Source organism: Bradyrhizobium sp. Pa8 (genome assembly GCF_052588265.1).
Genome location: NZ_CP176767.1, coordinates 51,837 through 75,425 on the forward strand (window position 1 = coordinate 51,837; position 23,589 = coordinate 75,425).

A 23,589-nucleotide genomic window follows, 5' to 3' on the forward strand; every position below is an offset into this window, starting at 1 on the left:
ATGTCGAAAGCGCCCAACCCTGTTGACAAATATGTCGGCAGCCGCGTGCGTATGCGCCGCATCATGTTGGGCATGAGCCAGGAAAAGCTCGGTGAAGCTTTGGGCCTGACTTTCCAGCAGATTCAGAAGTACGAGAAGGGCACGAATCGCGTCGGCGCGAGCCGCATCCAGCAGATCGCCGAGATTCTGCAGGTGCCGGTGTCGTTCCTGTTCGAGGGTGGACCGAGCGGCGTGGCTGGCCCGGACGGCTTCGCCGAAGGCGCCTCGCCTTCCTATGTCTCGGACTTCCTCGCGACCTCCGAAGGTCTCGCTCTGACCAAGGCGTTCACCCGAATCACTGATTCGAAGATGCGCCGCTCGATCGTCGATCTCGTCGAGCAGATCGCCGCCCGCGAAGGTCCCGACAAACGGTGACGCGACGGCTCAATCCGATTTGAGACTGCGTCAAATCTGGCCTATGTCGTCATTTGCGGGCGCGTTTTTGGTGCGCGCCCTCTTCGATGATGCGGTTCAAAGGCACAGATGCGTTCATGACCAAGTCCAATTGGTTCGATTCACAAACTATTCTCGATGGCATCCGCCGCTGGGTGGAGATCGAGACGCCGACGGACACACCTGAACAGGTCAACAAGCTGATCTCCGTGGTCGCGGAGCAATACCGCGATCTGCCGGTTACGCTCGAGCGCGTCGCCGGCGTCGATGGCTGCGGCGATCATCTCGCTGCACGCTCGACCTGGGGCCAGGACCGGCCGGGCATTTTGGTGCTGAGCCACCTCGATACCGTTCATCCCATGGGATTCATCGAGCGCCTGCCGTTCAAGGTCGAAGGCGACAGCGTGTTCGGTCCCGGCATCTACGACATGAAGGGCGGCGCCTATATCGCCCATCACGCCTTTCGCGCGCTCTGCGCCGCTGGCGATCGCTCGCCGCTCGGCGTCACCCATTTGTTCACCTCCGACGAGGAGATCGGCAGCCCGACCTCGCGCGCGCTGATCGAGGCGGAAGGGCGCAAGGCCAAATACGTGCTGGTGACGGAGCCCGCGCGCGACGGCGGCAAGATCGTCACCGGACGCAAGGGCGTCGGACGATTCGAAGTATTCATCAAGGGTGTGCCCGCACATGCCGGCACGAGGCCCCAGGATGGCCGCAGCGCGATCCGCGAGCTTGCCAACGTCATCCTGGCGCTGGAAGCGATGAATGATCTGGCACGCGGCGTTACGGTGAATGTCGGCGTGGCGCGCGGCGGCACGCGCCCCAACGTCACGCCGGAAGAGGCCTATGCCGAAGTCGACCTGCGCGTGCCGAGCTTTACCGACGCGGAAGAGTTCGTCGGCAAGATCCTCGGGCTGACATCGAAGACGGATGGCGTCACCGTCAAGGTCACGGGCGGGCTCAACCGTCCACCCTACGAGAAGAGCAATGCAGGCGCCTCGCTGTACGAGCATGCGAAGTCGCTTGCCACCGAGATCGGCTTCGAGCTGATCGACACCCACACCGGCGGCGGCTCGGATGGCAATTTCACCGCGGCCCACACCGCAACGCTCGACGGACTCGGCGTCGACGGCAAGGGCGCACACACCCATTATGAGCAGATCTACGTCTCGTCGCTCGAACCCCGCGCGCGGCTGCTCCATCGCCTGTATCAGACGCTGCGATGAGCGAACGAAAATCAGATCCCGATCGCGATGACGAGCGCGCTTTCTTCGGGCGGCGTAAGGGCCACAAGCTCAGGCAGCACCAGGCCGAGCTGATCGGTCAGCTGCTGCCGCATCTTTCGCTCGACATCGAGGGCGAGAAGCCGGCGAATGCCAACGAGATCTTCGATCCCGCGGCCGACGATGTGCGGCTCGAGATCGGCTTCGGCGGCGGCGAGCATCTTGCGGCCGAGGCCCAGAACTTCGCCGCGACCGGCTTCATCGGCTGCGAACCCTACGTCAACGGCATGGCAAAGATCCTCGCGCAGATCGAGGCTGCCAACATCGGCAACATCCGTCTGTTCGCGGGCGATGCCGCCGAGCTCCTGGCCTGGCTGCCGCAGGCATCGCTGTCGCGGATCGATCTGATCCATCCCGATCCCTGGCCGAAGCGGCGGCACTGGAAGCGGCGCTTCGTCCAGGACCGGACCATTGCCGCGATGGCGCGCGTGCTGAAGGCGGGCGGCGAATTCCGCTTCGTCTGCGACATCGACGATTACTGCGGCTGGACGCTGTCGCATCTGGCGCGCTCGCAGGATTTCGTCTGGCTCGCCGAACGCGCCGACGATTTCCGGCTACCGTGGGCGGGCTACACCATGACGCGCTACGGCCGGAAGGCCACGCGCGAAGGGCGCAAGACCACGTATCTGCGGTTCAGGCGGCGCTAGATCGTCTGGCGGTTGCGCCAGAATTTCACGACGCGCTCGGCCGTTGACGGCATCAGGCGCGTGAAGTTCACGCGCGCCTGCTCGAGATCGGCATCGGCCGGCGTGCGATGCGGGCCGTACCACATCAGGATCAGCGCGCGCACGGTGGGCCAGCCGAGATTGAGCATGCGGCCCAGGATCAGGATCGGATCGTAGCGGTCGCCCGCGACCAGGCGATCGAGGATCGAGAGGCGGACGCCGGACATCGCCGCGAGCGAGGCGATCGATTCCTCGTATTTGAGCGCCTTGGCGAAGCCGAGCAGCGCGCTCTCGCCGAGATGACCCTCGCGATGCAAGGTCAGCACCGTGCGCTGTGCAGCCGAGAAATCGCGGCGCGGCCCCGGCGGCAGCGCGGCCTCCTCGATCGCCGCCATGGCGCGCTTGATCTCGACCTGACGCACGGGATTGACCACGCTCGAGAGGCGGCGGCGGATGACGTCGAGCGTGCCGTCGAGCAGCTGTTTCAGGTGCTCGCCCGAGAGATCGTTGCGTTGGCCGATCCTGAGCGTCAGCACGCCGTCCTGCGACGCACGCTTGATCAGCTCGGAATAGCTGCCTTGCGAGAACACCGCACCGGCATTGCCCGCGGCGCGACGCACCACGTCGCGATCGCCGCGCTCGACCAGCACGTCGGTGATGGCAGCCGACAGCGCGGGGCGCTCGGTCATCGCCAGCAGATGGCCCTGGCCCTTCAGCCGCGCGATCTCGACGAGCGCGGCGTCGTCGAGCACCGGCGAGCGGCGCAGCACGGGGCCCGCCACCATGATCTCGTTTTCGCGTGCGAGCTGGCTCACCAGATGCGGCGGCGCATTGTTCAGGCGCGAGAAGCGCTCGGCGAGGTCGACCCGCGAGGCAAGCTCGGCATGCGGAACGAGATCGATCAGCAGATTGTCGAAGAGATCGACGAGATCGGGACGGAGCTTCTCGGCGTCCTGGAAGAACAGTTGGGCGATGGCGCGTGCGATCTCGCCGCGACGCCGGGGGTCGCCGCGTTTGACGATCTCGTCGAGTCCGGGAATGAGCGACGTGGCAGCGGTCATGAAAACGCAACTCGTACAGGGCACGCCGCGGGTGCGCCCTTGGTCCAAGTCGCCCCACAATCAGGGAATTTAGGCCTCCTAGATGAAGGAAGCGTTGCGCGGGGGGCCACAGGCCGGGCGCAAAAAGCCTCGTCTTTCCCGCGATGGGCCTTGTCCGGGAGGACGGAAAGGGCTATATCAGCGCCAATTCATCTTCTCATACGATCCGCGTAGTGAGAGTGGGCCCGAAAGGACCCGCTCTTTTTTATTACCTGAACGCGGCTTGGTGGAAGATATGCGGCCCGGCGAGCTGCCGGGATAAAGAGTTCCGAAACAGGCTCTGCAAATTCTAACCTGTTCAAGTCTTAACCAAGCCTTAACCATCGAGCGCCTTGACCCCTGATATGACCGAACCGAACACTGGTTCCACGGATGCCGAGTTGCTGGCCGAGCCGAGGCTCGTGGTCGAGCCGGGCGTGGCGGCACGTGTGTCTGCGGTCGCAGGTCCGGTGCTCGAGGGCATGGGTTACCGCTTGGTGCGGATCCGCATCTCCGGCGAGGCCGGCTGCACGGTGCAGATCATGGCCGAGCGGCCGGACGGATCGATGCAGCTCGAGGATTGCGAAGCGATCTCGCGGGCGCTGTCGCCGGTGCTCGATGTCGCCGACCCCATCGATCGCGCCTATCGGCTGGAAATCTCCTCGCCGGGGATCGACCGTCCGCTGGTGCGCCGCTCCGATTTCGAACGCTATTCCGGCCATCTGGTGAAGATCGACATGGCGGTCGCCCATGAGGGACGCAAGCGGTTCCGCGGCACGCTCGGTGCCGTCGAGGGCGACCGCGTGCACCTGCGTCGCGACGACGCCAAGGCGAGCGATAATCCCGACGTTCTCCTGACGATGGAAGACATCGGTGAGGCGCGCTTGGTGCTGACCGACGAGCTGATCGCGGAATCCATGCGCCGCGGCAAGGCCGAAGAGCGCCAGATGCGCCGCGATCTCGGCATCGAGCCGCCGGCTGCACCGCACGCGGAAATTAGTGCGAAGATTACCAAGAATACCAAGCCGCAAAAAAAGAAGCCGGCACCGACCAATACGAAGAAGCACCGCCTGGCCGCCGAACGCGCGCGGCGGGGCGAGATCGAGCCTGACGAAGGAGACTAGCCATGGCAGTCAGCGCCAATCGACTTGAATTGCTCCAGATCGCCGATGCCGTTGCGCGCGAGAAATCGATCGACCGCGGCATCGTCATCGCGGCGATGGAAGACGCCATCGCCAAGGCAGCACGGGCACGTTACGGCAGCGAGACTGACGTTCATGCCGAGATCGACCCGAAGAAGGGCGAGCTGCGGCTGTCGCGCCACATGCTGGTGGTCGAGAAGGTCGAAAATCATTCCAACCAGATCTCGCTGGTGGATGCGCAGCGCGCCAATCCCGGCGCCCAGGTCGGCGACACCATCGCCGATACGCTGCCGCCGCTGGAATATGGCCGCATCGCCGCGCAGTCGGCCAAGCAGGTGATCGTGCAGAAGGTGCGCGAGGCCGAGCGCGACCGGCAGTATCAGGAATTCAAGGACCGCATCGGCGACATCGTCAACGGCGTCGTCAAGCGCGTCGAATATGGCAGCGTGATCGTCGACCTCGGCCGCGGTGAAGCCATCATCCGCCGCGACGAGATGCTGCCGCGCGAAGTGTTCCGCAACGGCGACCGCGTCCGCGCCTACATCTTCGACGTCCGCCGCGAGACCCGCGGCCCGCAGATCTTCCTCTCCCGCACCCATCCGCAGTTCATGGCGAAGCTGTTCGCGCAGGAAGTGCCTGAGATCTATGACGGCATCGTCGAGATCAAGGCGGTGGCCCGCGATCCCGGCTCGCGCGCGAAAATCGGCGTGATTTCCCGCGATTCCTCGGTCGATCCGGTCGGTGCCTGCGTCGGTATGCGCGGCTCGCGCGTGCAGGCGGTGGTGAACGAGCTGCAGGGCGAGAAGATCGACATCATTCCGTGGTCGCCCGACATCGCGACCTTCGTGGTCAACGCGCTGGCGCCGGCCGAAGTCTCCAAGGTCGTCATCGACGAAGACCGCGAGCGCATCGAGGTCGTCGTGCCCGACACCAACAACCAGCTCTCGCTGGCGATCGGCCGCCGCGGCCAGAACGTGCGTCTGGCCTCGCAGCTCACCGGCTGGGACATCGACATCCTGACCGAGCAGGAGGAATCGGAGCGCCGCCAGGCCGACTTCGAGAACTCCACCCGCGTCTTCATGGAATCGCTCAATGTCGACGAAGTGGTCGGCCAGCTGCTGGCGTCCGAAGGCTTCACCTCGGTCGAGGAACTCGCGATGGTGGACCTCAAGGAACTCGCCGGCATCGAAGGCTTCGACGAGGAGACCGCGCAGGAGCTCCAGAACCGTGCCCGCGAATATCTCGAGCAGCAGGAGGCCGAGATCGAGGCCAAGCGCAAGGAGCTGGGCGTCGAGGACGCCGTCAAGGACGTGCCCGGCGTCACCTCCAAGATGCTGGTGAAGTTCGGCGAGAACGACATCAAGACGGTCGAGGATCTCGCCGGCTGCGCCACCGACGATCTGGTCGGCTGGACCGAGCGCAAGGAAGGCGGCGAGCAGACCAAATATCCGGGTGCGCTCGACGGTATCGAGATCTCCCGTGACGATGCCGAAGCCATGATCATGCAGGCCCGCGTCAAGGCCGGCTGGATCACCGAAGCCGATCTCGCCAAGCCGGCCGAAGAGGCTGAGGCGGCTGAAGATCAGCCGGCTTAAGGACGAAGGAGAATGTCGCCCGGATGCTCGCAGATACTGACCACGATCTCGACAATGGCCCGCGGACCGAAAGGTCCGCGACCATGCGGATGTGCGCGGTCAGTCGCGAGGTCCGGCCGATCGATGAGCTGATCCGCTTCGTCATTTCGCCGCAAGGCGACATAGTTCCCGATCTCAAGCGCAAGCTGCCCGGACGCGGCATGTGGGTCACTGCCTCGCGCGAGGTGGTTGCGGAAGCCGTGCGGCGTCACCAATTTAGCAAGGCCTTCAAGCGCGAGCTGCGCACTCCCCAGACGCTTCCCGCCGACATCGAGGCGCTCCTGGTTCGGAGCGTGACGGAAGCCCTTGGGATCGCCGCCAAGGCGGGCCAGATTGTGGCCGGCTTCGGCAAGGTCGAAAGCGCCCTGCAGGAAGGCACGGTCGAGGTCCTGATCCATGCCAGCGATGGGGCCGCGGACGGAATCCGCAAATTGGACATGTTGGCACGTCAAAATGACGGAAATCGCGGCGCCAAGCCGCAGATTCCCGTCATCACCGCATTGAAATCTATAGAATTGGATTTGGCACTGACCCGGTCAAATGTGATACATGCTGCCCTGCTCGCGGGCCCGGCGAGCAAGTCATTCCTGTCACGTAGCCAGATGCTGGTCCGATACCGGATGGCGGACGCTGACAAGACTGCTGAAAAGCCCGGCCAGGATTTCTGAGAGACAATGACCACCCGATAGGACGGTGCGGCAACGCACAACACTGATAAATCAGGATTAGGACTGCTGAATGGTTGATACCAAGACCCCTGACGACAAGAAGCTGAGCGTTCCGAGCAAGACGCTATCGCTCAAGCCGCGCGTCGAAACGGGCACTGTGCGTCAGAGCTTCAGCCATGGCCGCAGCAAGCAGGTCGTGGTCGAGAAGCGCGGCAAGCGCCGCGTCGACGGCAGCCCCGAGCCGCAGGCTCCCGTGGTCGTTGCAAAGCCGGCACCGGCCGCGCCAACGCCTGCTCCATCACGCCCGGCTCCGCCGCGTAACGCCGGCTCCGGCGTGGTGCTGCGCACGCTGACCGAGGACGAACGTTCCGCCCGCGCCAGCGCGCTGGCCGATGCCAAGGTGCGCGAAGTCGAAGAGCGCCGCGTGGCCGAGGAAGAGGCCCAGCGCCGCGCTGTTCGCGAAGCCGCAGAACGCGTCGAGCGCGAGGCCGCCGAATCCCGCCGCAAGGCCGAGGAAGAGCGCCACCGTCACGAGGACGAGGCCAAGCGCAAGGCCGAAACCGAGGCCAAGAAGCGTTTTGGCGAAGGCGAGCAGCCGCCATCCGCGGCGCGCCCTGCAACGACGACGGCGTCGCCCGCTCCTGCACCGCGGCCCGGAGCGCCGACGGCGCGGCCCGGCACCACCACCACCACGGCCCGCCCGGGAACAACGACGGCACGGCCCGGAACGACCACGCAGCGGCCGGGAGGCCCGGTGGGTCGCGCCCCCGCGGTCGCAGCCGGACCGGATGAGGACGAGGGTCCGCGCCAGATCCGCCGCGGTCCCGGCGGCGCCGCGCGTCCCGTGGTAGCCCCCAAGCCCACCCACAAGCCCGGCCCGCAGAAGGAGCGCGGCCGCCTGACGGTCGTTACTGCATTCAATGCCGACGACGTGCGCGAGCGCTCGATCGCCTCGTTCCGCCGCCGCACCCAGCGTCTGAAGGGCCATGCCGCGAACGAGCCGAAGGAAAAGCTCATCCGCGAGGTGGTCATTCCGGAAGCGATCACGATCCAGGAACTTGCCAACCGCATGGCCGAGCGCGCGGTCGACGTCATCCGCATGCTGATGAAGCAGGGCGCGATGCACAAGATCACCGACGTGATCGACGCCGACACCGCGCAGCTGATCGCCGAAGAGCTGGGTCACACCGTCAAGCGCGTTGCCGCGTCCGACGTTGAAGAAGGCCTGTTCGACGCCACCGACGATTCCACCGACACCGAGACGCGCTCGCCGGTGGTGACCGTGATGGGTCACGTCGACCACGGCAAGACCTCGCTGCTCGATGCGCTCCGTCATGCCAACGTCGTCTCCGGCGAAGCCGGCGGCATCACCCAGCATATCGGCGCCTATCAGGTGCTGTCGCCCGAAAGCGGCAAGAAGATCACCTTCATCGACACGCCCGGCCACGCCGCGTTCACCGCGATGCGCGCCCGCGGCGCCAAGGTGACCGACATCGTCGTGCTGGTGGTTGCGGCCGATGACGGCGTCATGCCGCAGACGATCGAAGCCATCAACCACGCCAAGGCGGCGCGGGTGCCGATCATCGTTGCCATCAACAAGATCGACAAGCCCGACGCGAAGCCCGAGCGCGTGCGCACCGAGCTGCTCCAGCACGAGGTGCAGGTCGAATCCTTCGGCGGCGAAGTCGTCGACGTCGAAGTGTCCGCCAAGAACAAGACCAATCTCGACAAGCTGCTCGAGATGATCGCGCTCCAGGCCGACATCCTCGACCTCAAGACCAATTCGGAGCGTCCGGCCGAAGGCACCGTGATCGAAGCCAAGCTCGATCGCGGCCGTGGCCCGGTCGCGACCGTGCTGGTCCAGCGCGGCACGCTTCGTGTCGGCGACATCATCGTCGCCGGCGCCGAGATGGGCCGTGTCCGCGCGCTGATCTCGGATCAGGGCGAGACGGTGCAGGAAGCCGGTCCTTCGGTGCCGGTCGAGGTGCTCGGCTTCAACGGTCCGCCGGAAGCCGGCGATCGTCTCGCGGTGGTCGAGAACGAAGCCCGCGCCCGCCAGGTCACCAGCTACCGCGCGCACCAGAAGCGCGAGAACGCGGCTGCCTCGATCTCCGGCATGCGCGGCTCGCTCGAGCAGATGATGTCGCAATTGAAGACGGCGGGTCGCAAGGAATTCCCGCTGATCATCAAGGCCGACGTGCAAGGCTCGCTGGAAGCGATCCTCGGCTCGCTGGAGAAGCTCGGCACCGACGAAGTCGCAGCCCGCATCCTGCATGCGGGCGTCGGCGGCATCTCGGAATCCGACGTGACGCTCGCGGAAGGCTTCAACGCCGCGATCATCGGCTTCTCGGTTCGTGCCAACAAGGAGGCGGCTGCGGCCGCCAAGCGCAACGGCATCGAGATCCGCTACTACAACATCATCTACGACCTCGTGGACGACGTGAAGAAGGCGATGAGCGGCCTGCTCGCGCCGACCTTGCGCGAAACCATGCTGGGCAATGCCTCGATCCTGGAGATCTTCAACATCTCCAAGGTCGGCAAGGTCGCCGGCTGCCGCGTCACCGATGGTACCGTGGAACGCGGCGCCAATGTGCGCCTGATCCGCGACAACGTCGTCGTGCACGAAGGCAAGCTGTCGACGCTGAAGCGCTTCAAGGACGAAGTGAAGGAAGTGCAGTCCGGTCAGGAATGCGGCATGGCCTTCGAGAACTACCACGACATGCGTGCCGGTGACGTGATCGAGTGTTATCGCGTGGAGACGATCCAGCGCTCCCTGTAAGTCCAAATCTTACCGAAGCGCCCGGATCTTTTTGAGCTGAAATTGCGGGAGTGCGATGGCCGGATTTATTCCGGCCATCGCACCGCATTCGTTTCAACAGGACAAATGACAATGCTCGTGTCCCAAACGCGGGCACGACGAGGTGATTTTCAACCATGCCCCGCCACCATCAGAAGAAAAGTTCCGCGCCGGGCGGCTCGCAACGCCAACTGCGTGTCGGCGAGCAGGTTCGCCACGCGATGGCCGAGATTCTGGCGCAAGGCAATGTGCATGATGCGGACCTCGAAGGTCACATCATCACCGTGCCGGAGGTTCGGATGTCGCCCGACCTGAAGCTCGCGACGGTTTACGTGATGCCGCTCGGTGGCCGCGACACCGAGGTCATCATCGCTGCGCTCGAGCGCAACAAGAAGTTCCTGCGCGGCGAAGTCGCGCGGCGCGTTAACCTGAAATTTGCACCTGACCTTCGTTTCCGCGTCGACGAACGATTCGACGAAGCGGAACGGATCGAGAAGCTTTTGCGAACACCTGCGGTGCAGAAGGACCTGGAACAGGATCCGGATTCGGATCGGGAAGAAGAGTGATGACGATGGACCCGGCTCACGGCACGATCGGCGGCGAAGAGACCGATCAGCGCGACGTGCAGAAAAATAATTTTGCGGATCTCGGCGGCGATTCCCAGCCGCATCAGGAGCCGCGCCGCGTCAACAACGACCCCCGTGCCAAGCAGCAGAAGGGCAACCAGCCGCGCCGCGACCGCCGCGATGTCCATGGCTGGGTCGTGCTCGACAAGCCGATCGGCATGACCTCGACCCAGGCGGTCGCGGTGCTCAAGCGCCTGTTCAACGCCAAGCGCGCGGGACACGCCGGCACGCTCGACCCGCTCGCCTCCGGCGGCCTGCCGATCGCGCTCGGTGAGGCCACCAAGACGGTTCCGTTCGTGATGGACGGCCGCAAGCGCTACCAGTTCACCGTGTGCTGGGGCGAGGAGCGCGATACCGACGACATCGAGGGCCGGGCGACCGCAACCTCCGACCAGCGCCCGACCCGGGAGGCCATCCTGGCCCTGCTGCCCCGCTTCACCGGGGTGATCGAGCAGATCCCGCCGCGCTATTCCGCGATCAAGGTCCAGGGCGAGCGGGCCTATGACCTCGCCCGCGACGGCGAGGTCGTGGAACTGGCCCCGCGCCCGGTCGAAATTCACCATTTAACCCTTGTGGATCAACCGGATAACGACCGGGCGGTGTTCGAAGCCGAGTGCGGCAAGGGCACCTATGTCAGGGCGCTGGCCCGCGATATGGGCCGGATTCTCGGCACTTACGGCCATATCTGCGCGCTGCGGCGGACCCTGGTCGGCCCATTTGACGAGAACGACATGATTCCGCTGGATCAGTTGGAGGCTTTATGCGATAGAGCCGCGTCCGGCGAGGGCAGCCTCGCCGACGCGCTTATGCCCGTTGAGACCGCGCTGGACGACATCCCGGCACTGGCCGTCACTCGGGCTGATGCGGCAAGGCTCCATCGGGGCCAGGCCGTTTTGTTGCGCGGACGGGATGCGCCCACTAGTAGCGGCACAGTCTATGTCACGGTGGCAGGCCGTCTATTGGCGCTTGCTGAAGTCGGCAACGGCGAAATCATCCCCAAGCGTGTGTTCAACCTGACCGGTCTGACTGCCAGCACCGGTCGCAACGAGAGAAATTGACGATGTCGATTGCCGCAGAACGCAAAGCGGAAGTCATCAAGACGAATGCCAACAAGGCCGGCGACACCGGCTCGCCGGAGGTTCAGGTCGCGATCCTGTCGGAACGCATCAACAACCTGACCAACCATTTCAAGACCCACGTGAAGGACAACCATTCGCGTCGCGGCCTCTTGAAGCTGGTTTCGACCCGCCGCTCGCTGCTCGACTACCTCAAGAAGAGGGACGAGGCGCGTTACAAGGCGCTGCTCGAGAAGCACAACATTCGTCGTTAAGTGTTCCCGCGCGCGCCACTGGCGCGCGTTTTCGTGCGCGGTTTCGAGCGAAAGCGTTTGTTTAAAGGTTTTTGATCGAGGCTGCGTGCGCGTCGGGTGCGAGCCGCTGACGGCGAGCATCCGGGGCACGATGGGCGAGGACCGCAATCCGGTGTTCGCGTTCGTGCCGACTGACAGTCCAGCAGCAATCCGGCGGCTGGGCACAACGGGCAAGGCGCCGGTATGACCCGAAAGGATGGACGCCATCCGAAATCCGAAAACCATGGCAGGATCGCAGGACGCTGATCGCCCGCTTCGATCAACGTCCCGCAATCTTGCGCATGGTTTTTGTTTTTCGGCCCGTCCTTCTTTCGAGAACCCATGAAAGAAGACCTCTATGTTCAATAAGCATTCAGTCGAGATCGACTGGGGTGGACGCCCTCTCAAGCTCGAAACCGGCAAGATCGCGCGTCAGGCCGACGGCGCCGTCGTCGCCACCTATGGCGAGACCGTGGTGCTCGCCACCGTCGTCGCGGCGAAGGCGCCGCGCGAAGGCGTCGACTTCCTGCCGCTGACGGTCGACTACCAGGAGAAGACCTACGCAGCCGGCCGCATTCCCGGCGGCTATTTCAAGCGCGAGGGCCGTCCGACCGAGAAGGAGACGCTGGTCTCCCGCCTGATCGACCGTCCGATCCGTCCGCTGTTCGTCGACGGCTGGCGCAACGAGACCCAGGTGATCGTCACCGTGCTGTCGCACGACATGGAGAACGATCCCGATATCGTGGCGCTGGTGGCCTCATCGGCCGCGCTGACCCTGTCCGGCGCGCCCTTCAAGGGCCCGATCGGCGCAGCGCGTGTCGGCTTCGCCAATGACGAGTTCATCCTCAACCCGACGCTCGACGAGATGGTCGACACCCAGCTCGACCTCGTCGTCGCCGGCACGGCCGACGCCGTGCTGATGGTGGAATCGGAAGCCAAGGAGCTCAACGAGGACATCATGCTCGGCGCCGTGATGTTCGGTCACCGCCACTTCCAGCCGGTGATCAACGCCATCATCGAGCTCGCCGAGAAGGCCGCCAAGGAGCCGCGCGAAGTCACGGTGATCGACAATTCGGCGCTCGAGAAGGAAATGCTCGGCCTCGTCGAGCAGGAGCTGCGCGCCGCCTACGCCATTCCGGTCAAGCAGGATCGCTACGCCGCGGTCGGCAAGGTCAAGGAAAAGGTGATCGCCCATTACTTCCCCGAAGGGCAGGAGCCGAAATACGACAAGCTGCGCGTCTCCGGCGTGTTCAAGGAGCTGGAAGCCAAGATCGTTCGCTGGAACATCCTCGACACCGGCAAGCGCATCGACGGCCGCGATAGCAAGACCGTGCGCAACATCATCGCCGAAGTCGGCGTGCTGCCCCGCGCCCACGGCTCGGCGCTGTTCACCCGCGGCGAGACCCAGGCGCTGGTCGTGACCACGCTCGGCACCGGCGAGGACGAGCAGTATATCGACGCGCTGTCCGGAACGTACAAAGAGACGTTCCTGCTGCACTACAACTTCCCTCCCTACTCGGTCGGTGAGACCGGTCGCCTCGGCGGCACCAAGCGCCGCGAGATCGGCCACGGCAAGCTGGCCTGGCGCGCGATCCACCCGGTGCTGCCGCCGCATCACGAGTTCCCCTACACCACGCGCGTGGTGTCGGAGATCACCGAGTCGAACGGTTCGTCCTCGATGGCTTCGGTCTGCGGCGCGTCGCTGGCGCTGATGGATGCCGGCGTGCCGCTGAAGCGGCCGACCGCGGGCATCGCGATGGGCCTGATCCTCGAAGACAAGCGCTTCGCGGTTCTCTCGGACATCCTCGGTGACGAAGACCATCTCGGCGACATGGACTTCAAGGTGGCCGGCACGGAAGCGGGCATCACCTCGCTCCAGATGGACATCAAGATCGAGGGCATCACCGAGGAGATCATGAAGGTCGCGCTCGGTCAGGCCAAGGATGGTCGTATCCACATCCTCGGCGAGATGGCCAAGGCGCTCACCAACGCCCGCGCCGAGCTCGGCGAATACGCGCCGCGCATCGAGACCTTCAAGATCGCCACCGACAAGATCCGCGAAGTGATCGGCACCGGCGGCAAGGTGATCCGCGAGATCGTCGAGAAGACCGGCGCCAAGGTCAACATCGAGGACGACGGCACCGTGAAGGTCGCCTCCAGCGACGGCGAGGCGATGAAGGCCGCAATCAAGTGGATCAAGTCGATCGCGTCCGATCCGGAAGTCGGCCAGATCTATGACGGCACCGTCGTCAAGGTGATGGAGTTCGGCGCCTTCGTGAACTTCTTCGGCTCCAAGGACGGTCTCGTCCACATCAGCCAGCTCGCTTCGGCGCGCGTGCAGAAGACCTCCGACGTCGTCAAGGAAGGCGACAAGGTCAAGGTCAAGCTGCTCGGCTTCGACGACCGCGGCAAGACCCGGCTGTCGATGAAGGTGGTCGACCAGACCACCGGCGAAGACCTCGAAGGCAAGGGCGGCGACGGCGAGAAGGCCCCGCGCGAAGCGGCCGGCGAGTAATCGCTTTAGCCACATCAGAAACACGAAGGGCGGCCTCTCGGCCGCCCTTTTTGTTTGTCGCTTGCTTAAAGCTCGGGGATCAGGCCGCGAGGTCGTACCGGTCGAGGTTCATCACCTTGGTCCAGGCCTTGGCGAAGTCCTGCACGAACTGCTGCTTGGCGTCCGACGAGGCATAGACCTCGGCGAAGGCACGGAGCTGCGAATGCGCACCGAAGATCAGATCGGCGCGCGTGCCGGTCCACTTCACCGCGTTGGTCTTGCGGTCGCGGGCCTCGTAGGTGCCATCAGCCGCCGGCGTCCACTGCGCGCTCATGTCGAGCAGGTTGATGAAGAAGTCGTTGCTCAGCGTTCCGACCTTCGAGGTCAAGGCGCCGTGCTTCGAACCGCCCGCATTGGCGCCGAGCACACGCAGACCGCCGACGAGCGCGGTCAGCTCGGGACCGGAGAGCTTCAACAGCTGCGCGCGATCGACGAGGGCTTCTTCCTGCTGCAGGAACTGATGCTTCTTGCCGACATAGTTGCGGAAGCCATCGGCCCGCGGCTCCAGCGGAGCGAAGGAGTCCGCGTCGGTCTGCTCCTGCGAGGCATCCATGCGGCCCGGCGTGAAGCCAAGCTTCACGTCAACGCCGGCATCCTTCGCAGCCTTCTCGACCGCGGCAGAACCGCCGAGGACGATGAGGTCGGCGAGCGAAACCTTCTTCGCACCGGCCGATGCGTTGAAGTCCTTCTGGATTGCTTCGAGCTTGCCGAGCACCTTGGAGAGCTGAGCCGGCTGGTTCACCTCCCAATCCTTCTGCGGGGCAAGACGGATACGCGCGCCGTTGGCGCCGCCGCGCTTGTCCGAGCCGCGGAACGTCGAAGCCGACGCCCAGGCGGTCGAGACCAGCTCGGAGACCGAGAGGCCCGACGCCAGGATCTTGGTCTTCAGCGCGGCGATGTCCTGGTCGCCGACCAGCTCGTGGTTCACCTTCGGAATCGGATCCTGCCAGATCAGCGTTTCCTTCGGCACCAGCGGGCCGAGATAGCGCTGGATCGGACCCATGTCGCGATGGGTGAGCTTGAACCAGGCGCGGGCAAAGGCGTCCGCGAACTGATCCGGGTTCTCCAGGAAGCGACGCGAGATCTTCTCGTAGGCCGGATCGAGGCGCAGCGAGAGGTCGGTCGTCAGCATCGTCGGCCGGTGCTTCTTCGACTTGTCGAAGGCATCAGGAATGATCGCCTCGGCACCCTTGGCCGTCCACTGATTCGCGCCGCCCGGGCTCTTCGTCAGCTCCCATTCGTACTTGAACAGGTTCTCGAAGAAGTTGTTGCTCCACTTCGTCGGCGTCGTCGTCCAGGTCACCTCGAGACCGCTGGTGATGGAATCGCCCGCCAGGCCCGAAGCGTGCTTGCTCTTCCAGCCGAGGCCCTGATCCTCGAGCGCGCCCGCTTCCGGCTCCGGACCGACCAGCGACGGATCGCCCGCGCCGTGGGTCTTGCCGAAGGTGTGGCCGCCGGCGATCAGTGCGACGGTTTCCTCGTCGTTCATCGCCATGCGGGCGAACGTCTCGCGGATGTCCTTGGCCGCGGCGACCGGGTCAGGCTTGCCGTTCGGGCCTTCCGGATTGACGTAGATCAGGCCCATCTGCACCGCGCCGAGCGGCTCGGCGAGCTGGCGCTCGCCGCTGTAGCGCTCGTCGCCCAGCCACGTGCCTTCAGGACCCCAATAGAGCTCTTCCGGCTCCCACACATCGGCGCGGCCGCCGGCGAAACCGAAGGTCTTGAAGCCCATCGATTCCAGCGCGACGTTGCCGGCGAGCACCATCAGATCGGCCCAGGAGATCTTGCGGCCGTATTTCTGCTTGATCGGCCAGAGCAGACGGCGCGCCTTGTCGAGATTGGCGTTGTCGGGCCAGCTGTTGAGCGGTGCGAAACGCTGCTGACCGGCGCCGGCGCCACCGCGGCCGTCCGTGGTGCGATACGTGCCCGCGCTGTGCCAGGCCATGCGGATCATGAGGCCGCCATAGTGGCCGAAATCGGCGGGCCACCATTCCTGTGAGTCCGTCATCAGAGCCGTCAGGTCCTTGATGACGGCATTCAGGTCGAGCGACTTGAATTCCTTGGCATAGTCGAACTCCTTGCCCATCGGATCGGACAGGGTGGAATTCTTGTGCAGCATCTCGATGCTGAGCTGGGTCGGCCACCAGTCGCGGTTCACGCGCGTGGGTTTTCCGCCCGAAAACGGGCACTTCGAAGTGTCATCCATGAATACCTCCTCTGGTGGCGTCGAACTCGCGCCCTTGACCAGGTAGAATTACTCTAGGCTTCGCATTCGATCAGGGGAAGTTGACTTTAATGATCGCTGCGATAGGATTTTCTGATGGCCAACGTGACGATGCGCCAGCTCAGATATTTCGACGCGCTGGCGCGTCACGGCCATTTCGGCCGCGCGGCGGAGGCAAGCTCGATCTCCCAGCCGGCCCTGTCGATGCAGATCAAGGAACTGGAGGAGGCGCTCGGCGGCCTGCTGCTGGAGCGCAGCGCCCGGCAGGTGGCGCTGACCCGGTTCGGCGAGGAGCTCGCACCGCGCGTCCGCGACATCCTGCGCTCGGTCGATGAACTCGGCGATTTCGCGCGCGCCTCGCAGGACCGCTTTGCGGGCCGGTTGCGGATCGGCATGATCCCGACGATCGCGCCGTATCTGCTGCCGAAGATCACCAAGAATCTGACGCGCATGCATCCGGAGCTCGACATCCGCGTGCGCGAGACGATGACGCCGCGGCTGATCCAGGAACTGGTGGAAGGCCGGCTCGACACGGCCATCGTTGCACTGCCGGTGTCCGAACCTTCGCTCACCGAAGTCGCGCTGTTCGACGAAAAATTCCTGCTGGTGCGACCGGGCTCCGACGAAGGTACGCCAGTGCCATCGCGCGAGATGATGCGCGAGATGCGGCTGCTGCTGCTCGAAGAGGGGCACTGCTTCCGCGATCAGGCGCTGTCGTTCTGCAACATGCAATCGGCGCCGCCGCGCGAGATGCTGGATGCGAATTCGCTGTCGACGCTGGTCCAGATGGTCAGCGCCGGCATCGGTGTGACCCTGATTCCGGAAATGGCGGTGTCGGTGGAAACACGATCGGCCTCAGTTTCGCTTTCGCGCTTTCGCGACCCGGAGCCTTCGCGCACGATCGGCATGGTCTGGCGCAAGACCAGTCCGCTGGCGCGGCAACTGCTCCAGATTTCGGAAGTGGTGTGCCTGTCGGCCGGCAAGGTGCGTCCGAAGCAGGCCGTGCGCAGCCAACGGGTTTGAAGCGGGAATTTTCCGGGAAAGCAGGGATCATTGAAGTGACCTCCCGCGCATGGCGGGCAGATCGAACCGAGAGCACCAATGCCTGATCCCATCATCCGTCCCGCGCGCACCGACGAATATGACGAGATCGGCCGCGTCTGGATGGAAAGCTGGGTCTCGACCGGCCTCGCCGAGGCGAGTGAGTTCCTGCTGGCAAATCTGCGCGCACGCATAAGGCGCGAGATCGAGAACGGCTGGAGCCTGTTCGTCGTCGACGATCACGGCACGATCGCCGCCATGCTGGCGCTGCATCTGCCAAAACTCTATCTCGACATGCTTTTCGTCGGGCCTGCCTACCAGGGGCAATCGCTCGGACGGCAGTTGCTCGCCTTCACGCGCACGCAAATGCCCGATGAGATGTACCTGCGCTGCGTCCGCGAAAACGAAAAAGCCTGGCGCTGGTACGAGCGCGAAGGGTTTGTATTCGAGAAGGAAGAGATCGAGCCGTCGAACGGGTTTATGATGAAGTACTATCGGTGGAGGCGGCCGCGGCTCACCGGATAGACAGCGATCCCGGGCTGCAGCTTGCGGTTGTCACGATCCGACCCTAGTGTGGCGTATCCGATGACCTCCCGCCTCTGATCCTTGGAATTCATGTTTCGATTTGCTGCCCCGGTGCTCATCCTGCTGTCCTTCCTGACTTCGGCAGCAGCGCAAACCCCTCCCGCAACCACCGCTCCCGCCGCTCAGACCGCACCACAGGCAAAGCCGACAGACAAGAAAGCGACGGCGAAGCCTAAGGCGACAGCCAAGCCTGCGGAGCCGGCGACGGTCGATCCTTGTGGCGTCGGCGTGATTGCGGGGACCGGGGACATCTTCGTCGTCCAGAAGATCGGTCTGACCGTGTTCGGCAACGACTATGCCGAAGTCCCGGTATCCTGGGGCCTTGACGATCTTGTCTTTGCGCGGGCGCGGGCCGCAGCAGGCAACACGCCGGTGCGACGGATCACTTACGGCAAGGGCGCGCTCGATTCCTACTACCACCCCAAATCCGGCCTGTTCCGCAATCAGCGCGAAGAGCTGTCGAACCTGATCCGGCAGGTCGCAGGTAATGCCGGTTGCGAGCGCTATCTCGTCGTCATGCGCAGCGAAGGACAGCTTGACGGAACCAATCAGTCGCTCAGCGGCGTCGGCATCTTCAGCCGGGGTGTCGGTCTCATCTCATATGCATATGTCTTCGCCTATATTGGCGTGACATGGGTCGATGGCCGCACCTTCGAAATCATGAAGGGCCCCGCCGTAACATTCGAAGGTGTCATGAAGCATATGGCAGACAATTTCGTTTCGAACGAGCTTTTGCAGAAGGTGGACAAGTCCATGTTTCCGGAGACGGCCGCGGACGCCGCCAACAACACCGCCCTGCGCGACACCACGCGCGACTTTCTGACGAAGCGGCTGGATAAAATCCTGCCGCGGTATTTCGCGCAGTGAGAATCGTCGGACGATGATCAACGTTCTCGCCGTTGCAGCCGCCCTGGCCTCGTATGCACTGATGTCTCCTGCAGGAGATCGTGTGCAGCCGGCGCCGAAGCCGGAAATGGTCAAGCCCTTGGTTAGGAAGCCGGCCACCGTCGCACCAAGCGCGCCGGTTGAGAGCGGTCCATGCCAGATCGGCGTGATTCCGATCGCCGGCATTGTGTTCATGGTCGAGAAATTTGGGCCCGTTACCCTCCTGGATAAATACTCTCGAGTCTCTGTTGCGGCATGGGCGCTCGACGACATCGTCGTCTCGCGCGTTCGCGCCGCTGCACCGGGCAGTTTCGTGAGGAGAGTTCCCTTCACGAAGGACGATCTCAAGTCCGGAGGCCGTGACCAACCGCGTCTATTCGCCTCTTACCGCGTCGGGTCCGATATCGAGAATTTCGTTCGGCTTCTCGCAACGAAGGTCCGGTGTGAGCGCTACGTCGTCGTACACCGGCACGGCGGAAGCCAGCGCGAATTCGGCATCGGGATCTCGCAGTACCCTCTCAACGGGCCCGTACATCTCTTCGCGATGATGTACATCCGCGTCTATGACGGCGCGACCTTCGCGTTGATCAAGGAGGCGCCGGCCCTGATGACCGAGAACACGTTTACGGAGCGCGTGATGCACAATTCGCTTGGCGGCCCGTCAATGCAGGTGGACCGCGCGATGTTTCCCGAAAAGCCCGCGGACGCGGTCAACAATGCGGTGCTGCGCGACGGCGTGCGCACGATGCTGATCAAGAGCCTCGACAAGACGCTGCCGGCCCTGCTGCAACGTCCGTCGCGTTGACCAAGATATCGCTGGCAGAACGGATCATCCATCTAGGCGTAGTGCGTTGCGCATCCAACGCAAAGAGGCAATGAATGGCGCCCTGCCTCACACGAATGGAAGGCTCGCTCCCATGATCAAGCTCTATTGGTCGCCTCGCTCGCGCTCGTTCACGACGCTCTGGCTGATGGAAGAGAGCGGCCTGCCCTATGAGCGCGTGCTGACCGACATCTCGACCGGTGCGCAGAAAGCGCCGGATTATTTGAAGGTTAATCCGATGGGCAAGGTGCCGGCGCTCAGCGACGGCGATGCCGCGCTCGGCGAAGCCGCTGCGATCTGCGCCTACATCGCCGACCGCTATCCCGAAGCGAAGCTGGCGCCCGCCATGACCGATCCGCGTCGTGCGCGCTATTTGCAATGGCTGTTCTTTTCGCCGGGCTGCATCGAGCCTGCCATCATCCAGATCTTCACCAAGATCGAGATCCCGACCTCGACCGCGGCCTGGGGCAGCGCGACGCAGGTCTTCGACGTGCTCGAGGCCGCACTCGCCAAGGGACCGTGGATTCTCGGCGACGAGTTTTCCGCCGCCGACGTCACGGTCGGCTCCGGCCTGAATTTTGCGGTGCGCCTGTTCAAGATGGTGCCGTCACGCCCGGCCTTCGATGCCTATCTCGCGCGCTGCATGGCGCGACCGGCGTTCCAGCGCGCGGAGACAATCGCGGCGGGTTGAGGCAAGCTAAGAACTCGTAGGGTGGGCAAAGCGGAGCGTGCCCACTACGTCTTTCTGCGATCGGGGAGAGATGGTGGGCATGGCGCTCTGCGCCTTTGCCCACCCTACGAAATCACTCTGACGATTTCAGGTCGTCTGGCCTTGGCATCAGGACGATGTTGTAACCGGAATCGACATAGTGGATTTCGCCGGTCACGCCGCCGGAGAGATCCGACAGCAGATACAGCGCCGAGCCGCCGAGCTCGTCGAGCGTGACGCCGCGGCGGAGCGGCGAATGTTTTTGCATGAAGCCGAACATCGCACGCGCCTCGCCGATGCCCGAGCCGGCGAGCGTACGGATAGGGCCTGCGGAGATGGCGTTGACGCGGATGCCGCGCGGTCCGAAATCGGAGGCGAGGTAGCGCACGGAGGCCTCCAGCGCCGCCTTGGCCACGCCCATCACGTTGTAGTTCGGCATCGCGCGCTCCGAGGCGCCGAAGGTCAGCGTGATCATGCTGCCGCCCTCCGTCATCAGCTCGGCAGCGCGTTTTGCGACCTCCGTGAACGAGAAGCAGGAGATCACCATGGTGCGCGAAAAATTCTCGCGGCTGGTGTCGGCGTAGCGGCCCTTCAGCTCGTTCTTGTCGGCAAAGCCGATGGCGTGGATGACGAAATCGAGCTTGCCCCATTTCTCGCGCAGCACGGCGAAGGTCGCGTCAACGCTGGCGATGTCCTCGACGTCGCAAGGCAGCACCAATTCCACGCCGAGCTGCTCGGCCAGCGGCTTGACGCGCTTGCCCAGCGCCTCGCCCTGGAAGGTGAAGGCAAGCTCGGCACCGTGGGCATGCAGCGTCTTCGCCATGCCCCAGGCGATCGAATGATCATTGGCGATGCCCATGATCAGACCGCGCTTGCCTTTCATCAAACCTTCCATTGCCCACTACTCTCCGCTCTTCGTCATGCCCGGGCTTGTCCCGGGCATCCACGTTCTTTCGCAACCGGTAGCAAAGACGTGGATGGCCGGGACGAGCCCGGCCATGACGAAAAAACTACCAGTGCGTCCGCAATGACGTCACACATCCAGCCGGCTGAACACCAGCGTGGCGTTGGTGCCGCCGAAGCCGAAGGAATTCGACAGCACGGTGCCGATCTTGACGTTGTCGATGCGCTTGCGCACGATCGGCATGTCGGCGAATACGGGATCGAGCTCCTGGATGTGAGCGCTCTCGCAGATGAAGCCGTTGTTCATCATGAGCAGCGAGTAGATCGCCTCCTGCACGCCGGTCGCGCCGAGCGAGTGGCCGGTCAGCGCTTTGGTCGCCGAGATCGGCGGGCACTTCTCGCCGGCGCCGAACACGCGGCGAAGCGCGTCGATCTCCGGCGGATCGCCGGCCGGCGTCGAGGTCGCGTGCGGATTGATGTAATCGACCTTGGTCTTCACTGTCGACATCGCCATGCGCATGCAGCGCTCGGCGCCTTCACCGGAGGGCGCGACCATGTCGTAGCCGTCCGACGTCGCGCCGTAGCCGACGATCTCGCCGTAAATGCGCGCGCCGCGCGCCTTGGCATGTTCGAGCTCTTCCAGCACCAGCACGCCGGCGCCGCCGGCAATCACGAAACCGTCGCGGTTGACGTCATAGGGACGCGAGGCGGTGGCGGGCGTGTCGTTGTATTTCGAGGACATCGCGCCCATGGCGTCGAACAGCACCGAGAGCGACCAGTCCAGTTCCTCGCAGCCGCCGGCGAAAATGACGTCCTGCTTGCCGATCTGGATCGTCTCATAGGCGTTGCCGACGCAGTGGTTCGACGTCGCGCAGGCCGAGGAGATCGAATAGTTCACGCCCTTGATCTTGAACCAGGTCGCAAGCGTCGCGGAGGCCGTGGACGACATCGCCTTCGGCACGGCAAACGGTCCGACGCGCTTCGGTCCCTTGGTGCGGGTGATGTCGGCGGATTCGACGATGGTGCGGGCGGACGGGCCACCGGAGCCCATGATGATGCCGGTGCGGATATTGGAGACTTCGTCGGGCGACAGACCGGAATCCTGGATCGCCTGCTCCATCGCGATGTGATTCCAGCCGGCGCCCTGGCCGAGGAAGCGCATCGCACGCCGGTCGACGACCGTCGCGGGATCGATCGTCGGCGCACCTTGCACCTGCGAACGGAAACCGAGTTCGGCATATTTCTCAGCCCGCGAAATGCCCGACTTCGCCTCGTGGAGGCTCGCAAGCACTTCCTGGGTGTTGTTTCCGATCGACGAGACGATACCCATCCCGGTGACCACAACCCGCCTCATGACAGCCTCGCCTTAATCGTTGTCTTCGTGGTGATGCGCTCAGCTCAGGTTCGTGCCCTGCTTGAACAGGCCGACCTTCAGATCCTTCGCGCGATAAATAATCTGGTCATCGACCGAAAGCCACCCGTCGGCGATGCCGAGCACGAGCTTTGAACGCATCACGCGTTTGATATCGACGTTGTACACAACCTTGCGGGCCTCGGGCAGCACTTGGCCGCTGAACTTTAATTCGTTCAGGCCAAGCGCGCGGCCGCGACCTTCGCCCCCGGTCCAGCCCAGAAAAAAGCCGACCATCTGCCACAGCGCATCGAGACCGAGGCAGCCGGGCATGACGGAATCGTTCTTGAAGTGGCAGCCGAAGAACCAGAGGTCGGGCTTCACGTCGAGCTCGGCCCGCACCACTCCCTTGCCGAACTCGCCGCCATTGTCGTTGATATCAGTGATGCGATCGAACATCAGCATCGGCGGCAGCGGCAGCTGGGCATTGCCCGGGCCGAACATTTCGCCGCGGCCACATGCCAGCAGATCTTCGTATTCGTAACCGTTGCGCCTGTTCAGCATGCGGAAGCCTCTGTTCTAACCCCGATTGAGCGGCGTTTCTGGCGAAAATGGGCCCCGTTTCGTTCGGAAAGCCGCGCCAATTAACGTCGTCAGGCGCGACTACCACGAGCCCGGATGGGCTGCGAGCCCGGCCTCAATGCCCGGCTGCGCCATAATCGGCCAAGCGGAACCGCGGGCTCTCTAACACAGGCATTTCGGGTGGCAAAGCGATCTCATGAAGGTAAAGTGACCACCTGCTCGCCCGGTTCCACTTCTCATTAGAACCTCTCTAGTTGC

Annotated in this window: 21 protein-coding genes; 16 read left to right on the forward strand and 5 right to left on the reverse strand. The window is 64.1% G+C overall.

Annotated elements, in window-relative coordinates; all coding sequences use genetic code 11:
* The 3 genes from ACKWRH_RS00215 (at nt 1) to ACKWRH_RS00225 (ending at nt 2,362) form a co-directional block, all read left to right on the forward strand.
* Nucleotides 1–414, forward strand: coding sequence for a helix-turn-helix domain-containing protein (locus ACKWRH_RS00215; protein ID WP_008131807.1), 414 nt, complete (start codon nt 1–3; stop codon nt 412–414).
* 86 nt (nt 415–500) lie between these two features.
* Nucleotides 501–1,658: a M20 family metallopeptidase gene (locus ACKWRH_RS00220; protein ID WP_445218847.1), complete on the forward strand. Its 1,158-nt coding sequence runs from the start codon at nt 501–503 to the stop codon at nt 1,656–1,658.
* The gene (locus ACKWRH_RS00225; protein ID WP_445218848.1) at nt 1,655–2,362 is read left to right on the forward strand and encodes a tRNA (guanine(46)-N(7))-methyltransferase TrmB; all 708 of its coding nucleotides are present in this window, start codon (nt 1,655–1,657) and stop codon (nt 2,360–2,362) included. Before ACKWRH_RS00220 ends, ACKWRH_RS00225 begins: the two co-directional genes overlap by 4 nt.
* Here ACKWRH_RS00225 and ACKWRH_RS00230 read toward each other — a convergent pair.
* Complete coding sequence (locus ACKWRH_RS00230; protein ID WP_445218849.1) at nt 2,359–3,441, reverse strand: DUF2336 domain-containing protein; 1,083 nt, start codon at nt 3,439–3,441, stop codon at nt 2,359–2,361. The two genes, ACKWRH_RS00225 and ACKWRH_RS00230, sit on opposite strands and share 4 nt — an antisense overlap.
* 383 nt (nt 3,442–3,824) lie before the next feature.
* Between ACKWRH_RS00230 and rimP the strand changes: the two genes are divergently transcribed.
* From rimP to pnp, 8 genes are all read left to right on the forward strand, one after another.
* Nucleotides 3,825–4,583: a ribosome maturation factor RimP gene (gene rimP / locus ACKWRH_RS00235; protein WP_445218850.1), complete on the forward strand. Its 759-nt coding sequence runs from the start codon at nt 3,825–3,827 to the stop codon at nt 4,581–4,583.
* Between the two features lie 2 nt (nt 4,584–4,585).
* Entirely contained in the window at nt 4,586–6,196 is a 1,611-nt protein-coding gene (nusA, locus tag ACKWRH_RS00240; protein WP_071908929.1) for a transcription termination factor NusA, read from the forward strand.
* Nucleotides 6,197–6,219: 23 nt separating this feature from the next.
* Nucleotides 6,220–6,903 carry an RNA-binding protein gene (locus tag ACKWRH_RS00245; protein WP_445218851.1) on the forward strand — a complete coding sequence of 228 codons (684 nt, stop codon included), beginning with the start codon at nt 6,220–6,222 and terminating at the stop codon, nt 6,901–6,903.
* Nucleotides 6,904–6,973: 70 nt separating this feature from the next.
* Nucleotides 6,974–9,682 carry a translation initiation factor IF-2 gene (gene infB, locus ACKWRH_RS00250; RefSeq protein WP_445218852.1) on the forward strand — a complete coding sequence of 903 codons (2,709 nt, stop codon included), beginning with the start codon at nt 6,974–6,976 and terminating at the stop codon, nt 9,680–9,682.
* Between the two features lie 155 nt (nt 9,683–9,837).
* On the forward strand, nt 9,838–10,266 hold the full coding sequence (gene rbfA, locus ACKWRH_RS00255; RefSeq protein ID WP_445218853.1) for a 30S ribosome-binding factor RbfA: 429 nt from the start codon (nt 9,838–9,840) through the stop codon (nt 10,264–10,266).
* Entirely contained in the window at nt 10,266–11,384 is a 1,119-nt protein-coding gene (truB, locus tag ACKWRH_RS00260) for a tRNA pseudouridine(55) synthase TruB (protein ID WP_445218854.1), read from the forward strand. Before rbfA ends, truB begins: the two co-directional genes overlap by 1 nt.
* Nucleotides 11,385–11,386: 2 nt before the next feature.
* Entirely contained in the window at nt 11,387–11,656 is a 270-nt protein-coding gene (rpsO, locus tag ACKWRH_RS00265) for a 30S ribosomal protein S15 (protein WP_008131787.1), read from the forward strand.
* A gap of 376 nt (nt 11,657–12,032) precedes the next feature.
* A complete protein-coding gene (gene pnp / locus ACKWRH_RS00270; RefSeq protein ID WP_038944019.1) occupies nt 12,033–14,189 on the forward strand; it encodes a polyribonucleotide nucleotidyltransferase in 2,157 nt (718 codons plus the stop codon).
* A 79-nt stretch (nt 14,190–14,268) separates the two neighbouring features.
* Here pnp and katG read toward each other — a convergent pair whose 3' ends face one another.
* On the reverse strand, nt 14,269–16,434 hold the full coding sequence (gene katG / locus ACKWRH_RS00275) for a catalase/peroxidase HPI (RefSeq protein WP_445218855.1): 2,166 nt from the start codon (nt 16,432–16,434) through the stop codon (nt 14,269–14,271).
* Nucleotides 16,435–16,548: 114 nt separating this feature from the next.
* On the opposite strand from katG, the gene ACKWRH_RS00280 reads away from it, so the two are divergent.
* From ACKWRH_RS00280 to ACKWRH_RS00300, 5 genes are all read left to right on the forward strand, one after another.
* Nucleotides 16,549–17,475, forward strand: a complete 927-nt coding sequence (locus ACKWRH_RS00280; RefSeq protein ID WP_445218856.1) for a LysR substrate-binding domain-containing protein — start codon at nt 16,549–16,551, stop codon at nt 17,473–17,475.
* Nucleotides 17,476–17,553: 78 nt separating this feature from the next.
* Nucleotides 17,554–18,018, forward strand: a complete 465-nt coding sequence (locus ACKWRH_RS00285) for a GNAT family N-acetyltransferase (RefSeq protein WP_445218857.1) — start codon at nt 17,554–17,556, stop codon at nt 18,016–18,018.
* A 90-nt stretch (nt 18,019–18,108) separates the two neighbouring features.
* Nucleotides 18,109–18,945, forward strand: coding sequence for a hypothetical protein (locus ACKWRH_RS00290; protein WP_445218858.1), 837 nt, complete (start codon nt 18,109–18,111; stop codon nt 18,943–18,945).
* A 106-nt stretch (nt 18,946–19,051) separates the two neighbouring features.
* A complete protein-coding gene (locus ACKWRH_RS00295; protein ID WP_445218859.1) occupies nt 19,052–19,768 on the forward strand; it encodes a hypothetical protein in 717 nt (238 codons plus the stop codon).
* 112 nt (nt 19,769–19,880) lie between these two features.
* A complete protein-coding gene (locus tag ACKWRH_RS00300; protein ID WP_445218860.1) occupies nt 19,881–20,477 on the forward strand; it encodes a glutathione S-transferase family protein in 597 nt (198 codons plus the stop codon).
* Between the two features lie 112 nt (nt 20,478–20,589).
* Here ACKWRH_RS00300 and fabI read toward each other — a convergent pair whose 3' ends face one another.
* The 3 genes from fabI to fabA form a co-directional block, all read right to left on the reverse strand.
* A complete protein-coding gene (gene fabI / locus ACKWRH_RS00305) occupies nt 20,590–21,390 on the reverse strand; it encodes an enoyl-ACP reductase FabI (protein ID WP_445218861.1) in 801 nt (266 codons plus the stop codon).
* Between the two features lie 138 nt (nt 21,391–21,528).
* Entirely contained in the window at nt 21,529–22,752 is a 1,224-nt protein-coding gene (fabB, locus tag ACKWRH_RS00310) for a beta-ketoacyl-ACP synthase I (RefSeq protein WP_028155417.1), read from the reverse strand.
* A 39-nt stretch (nt 22,753–22,791) separates the two neighbouring features.
* Complete coding sequence (fabA, locus tag ACKWRH_RS00315) at nt 22,792–23,313, reverse strand: bifunctional 3-hydroxydecanoyl-ACP dehydratase/trans-2-decenoyl-ACP isomerase (protein WP_445218862.1); 522 nt, start codon at nt 23,311–23,313, stop codon at nt 22,792–22,794.
* Between the last annotated feature and the right edge of the window lie 276 nt (nt 23,314–23,589).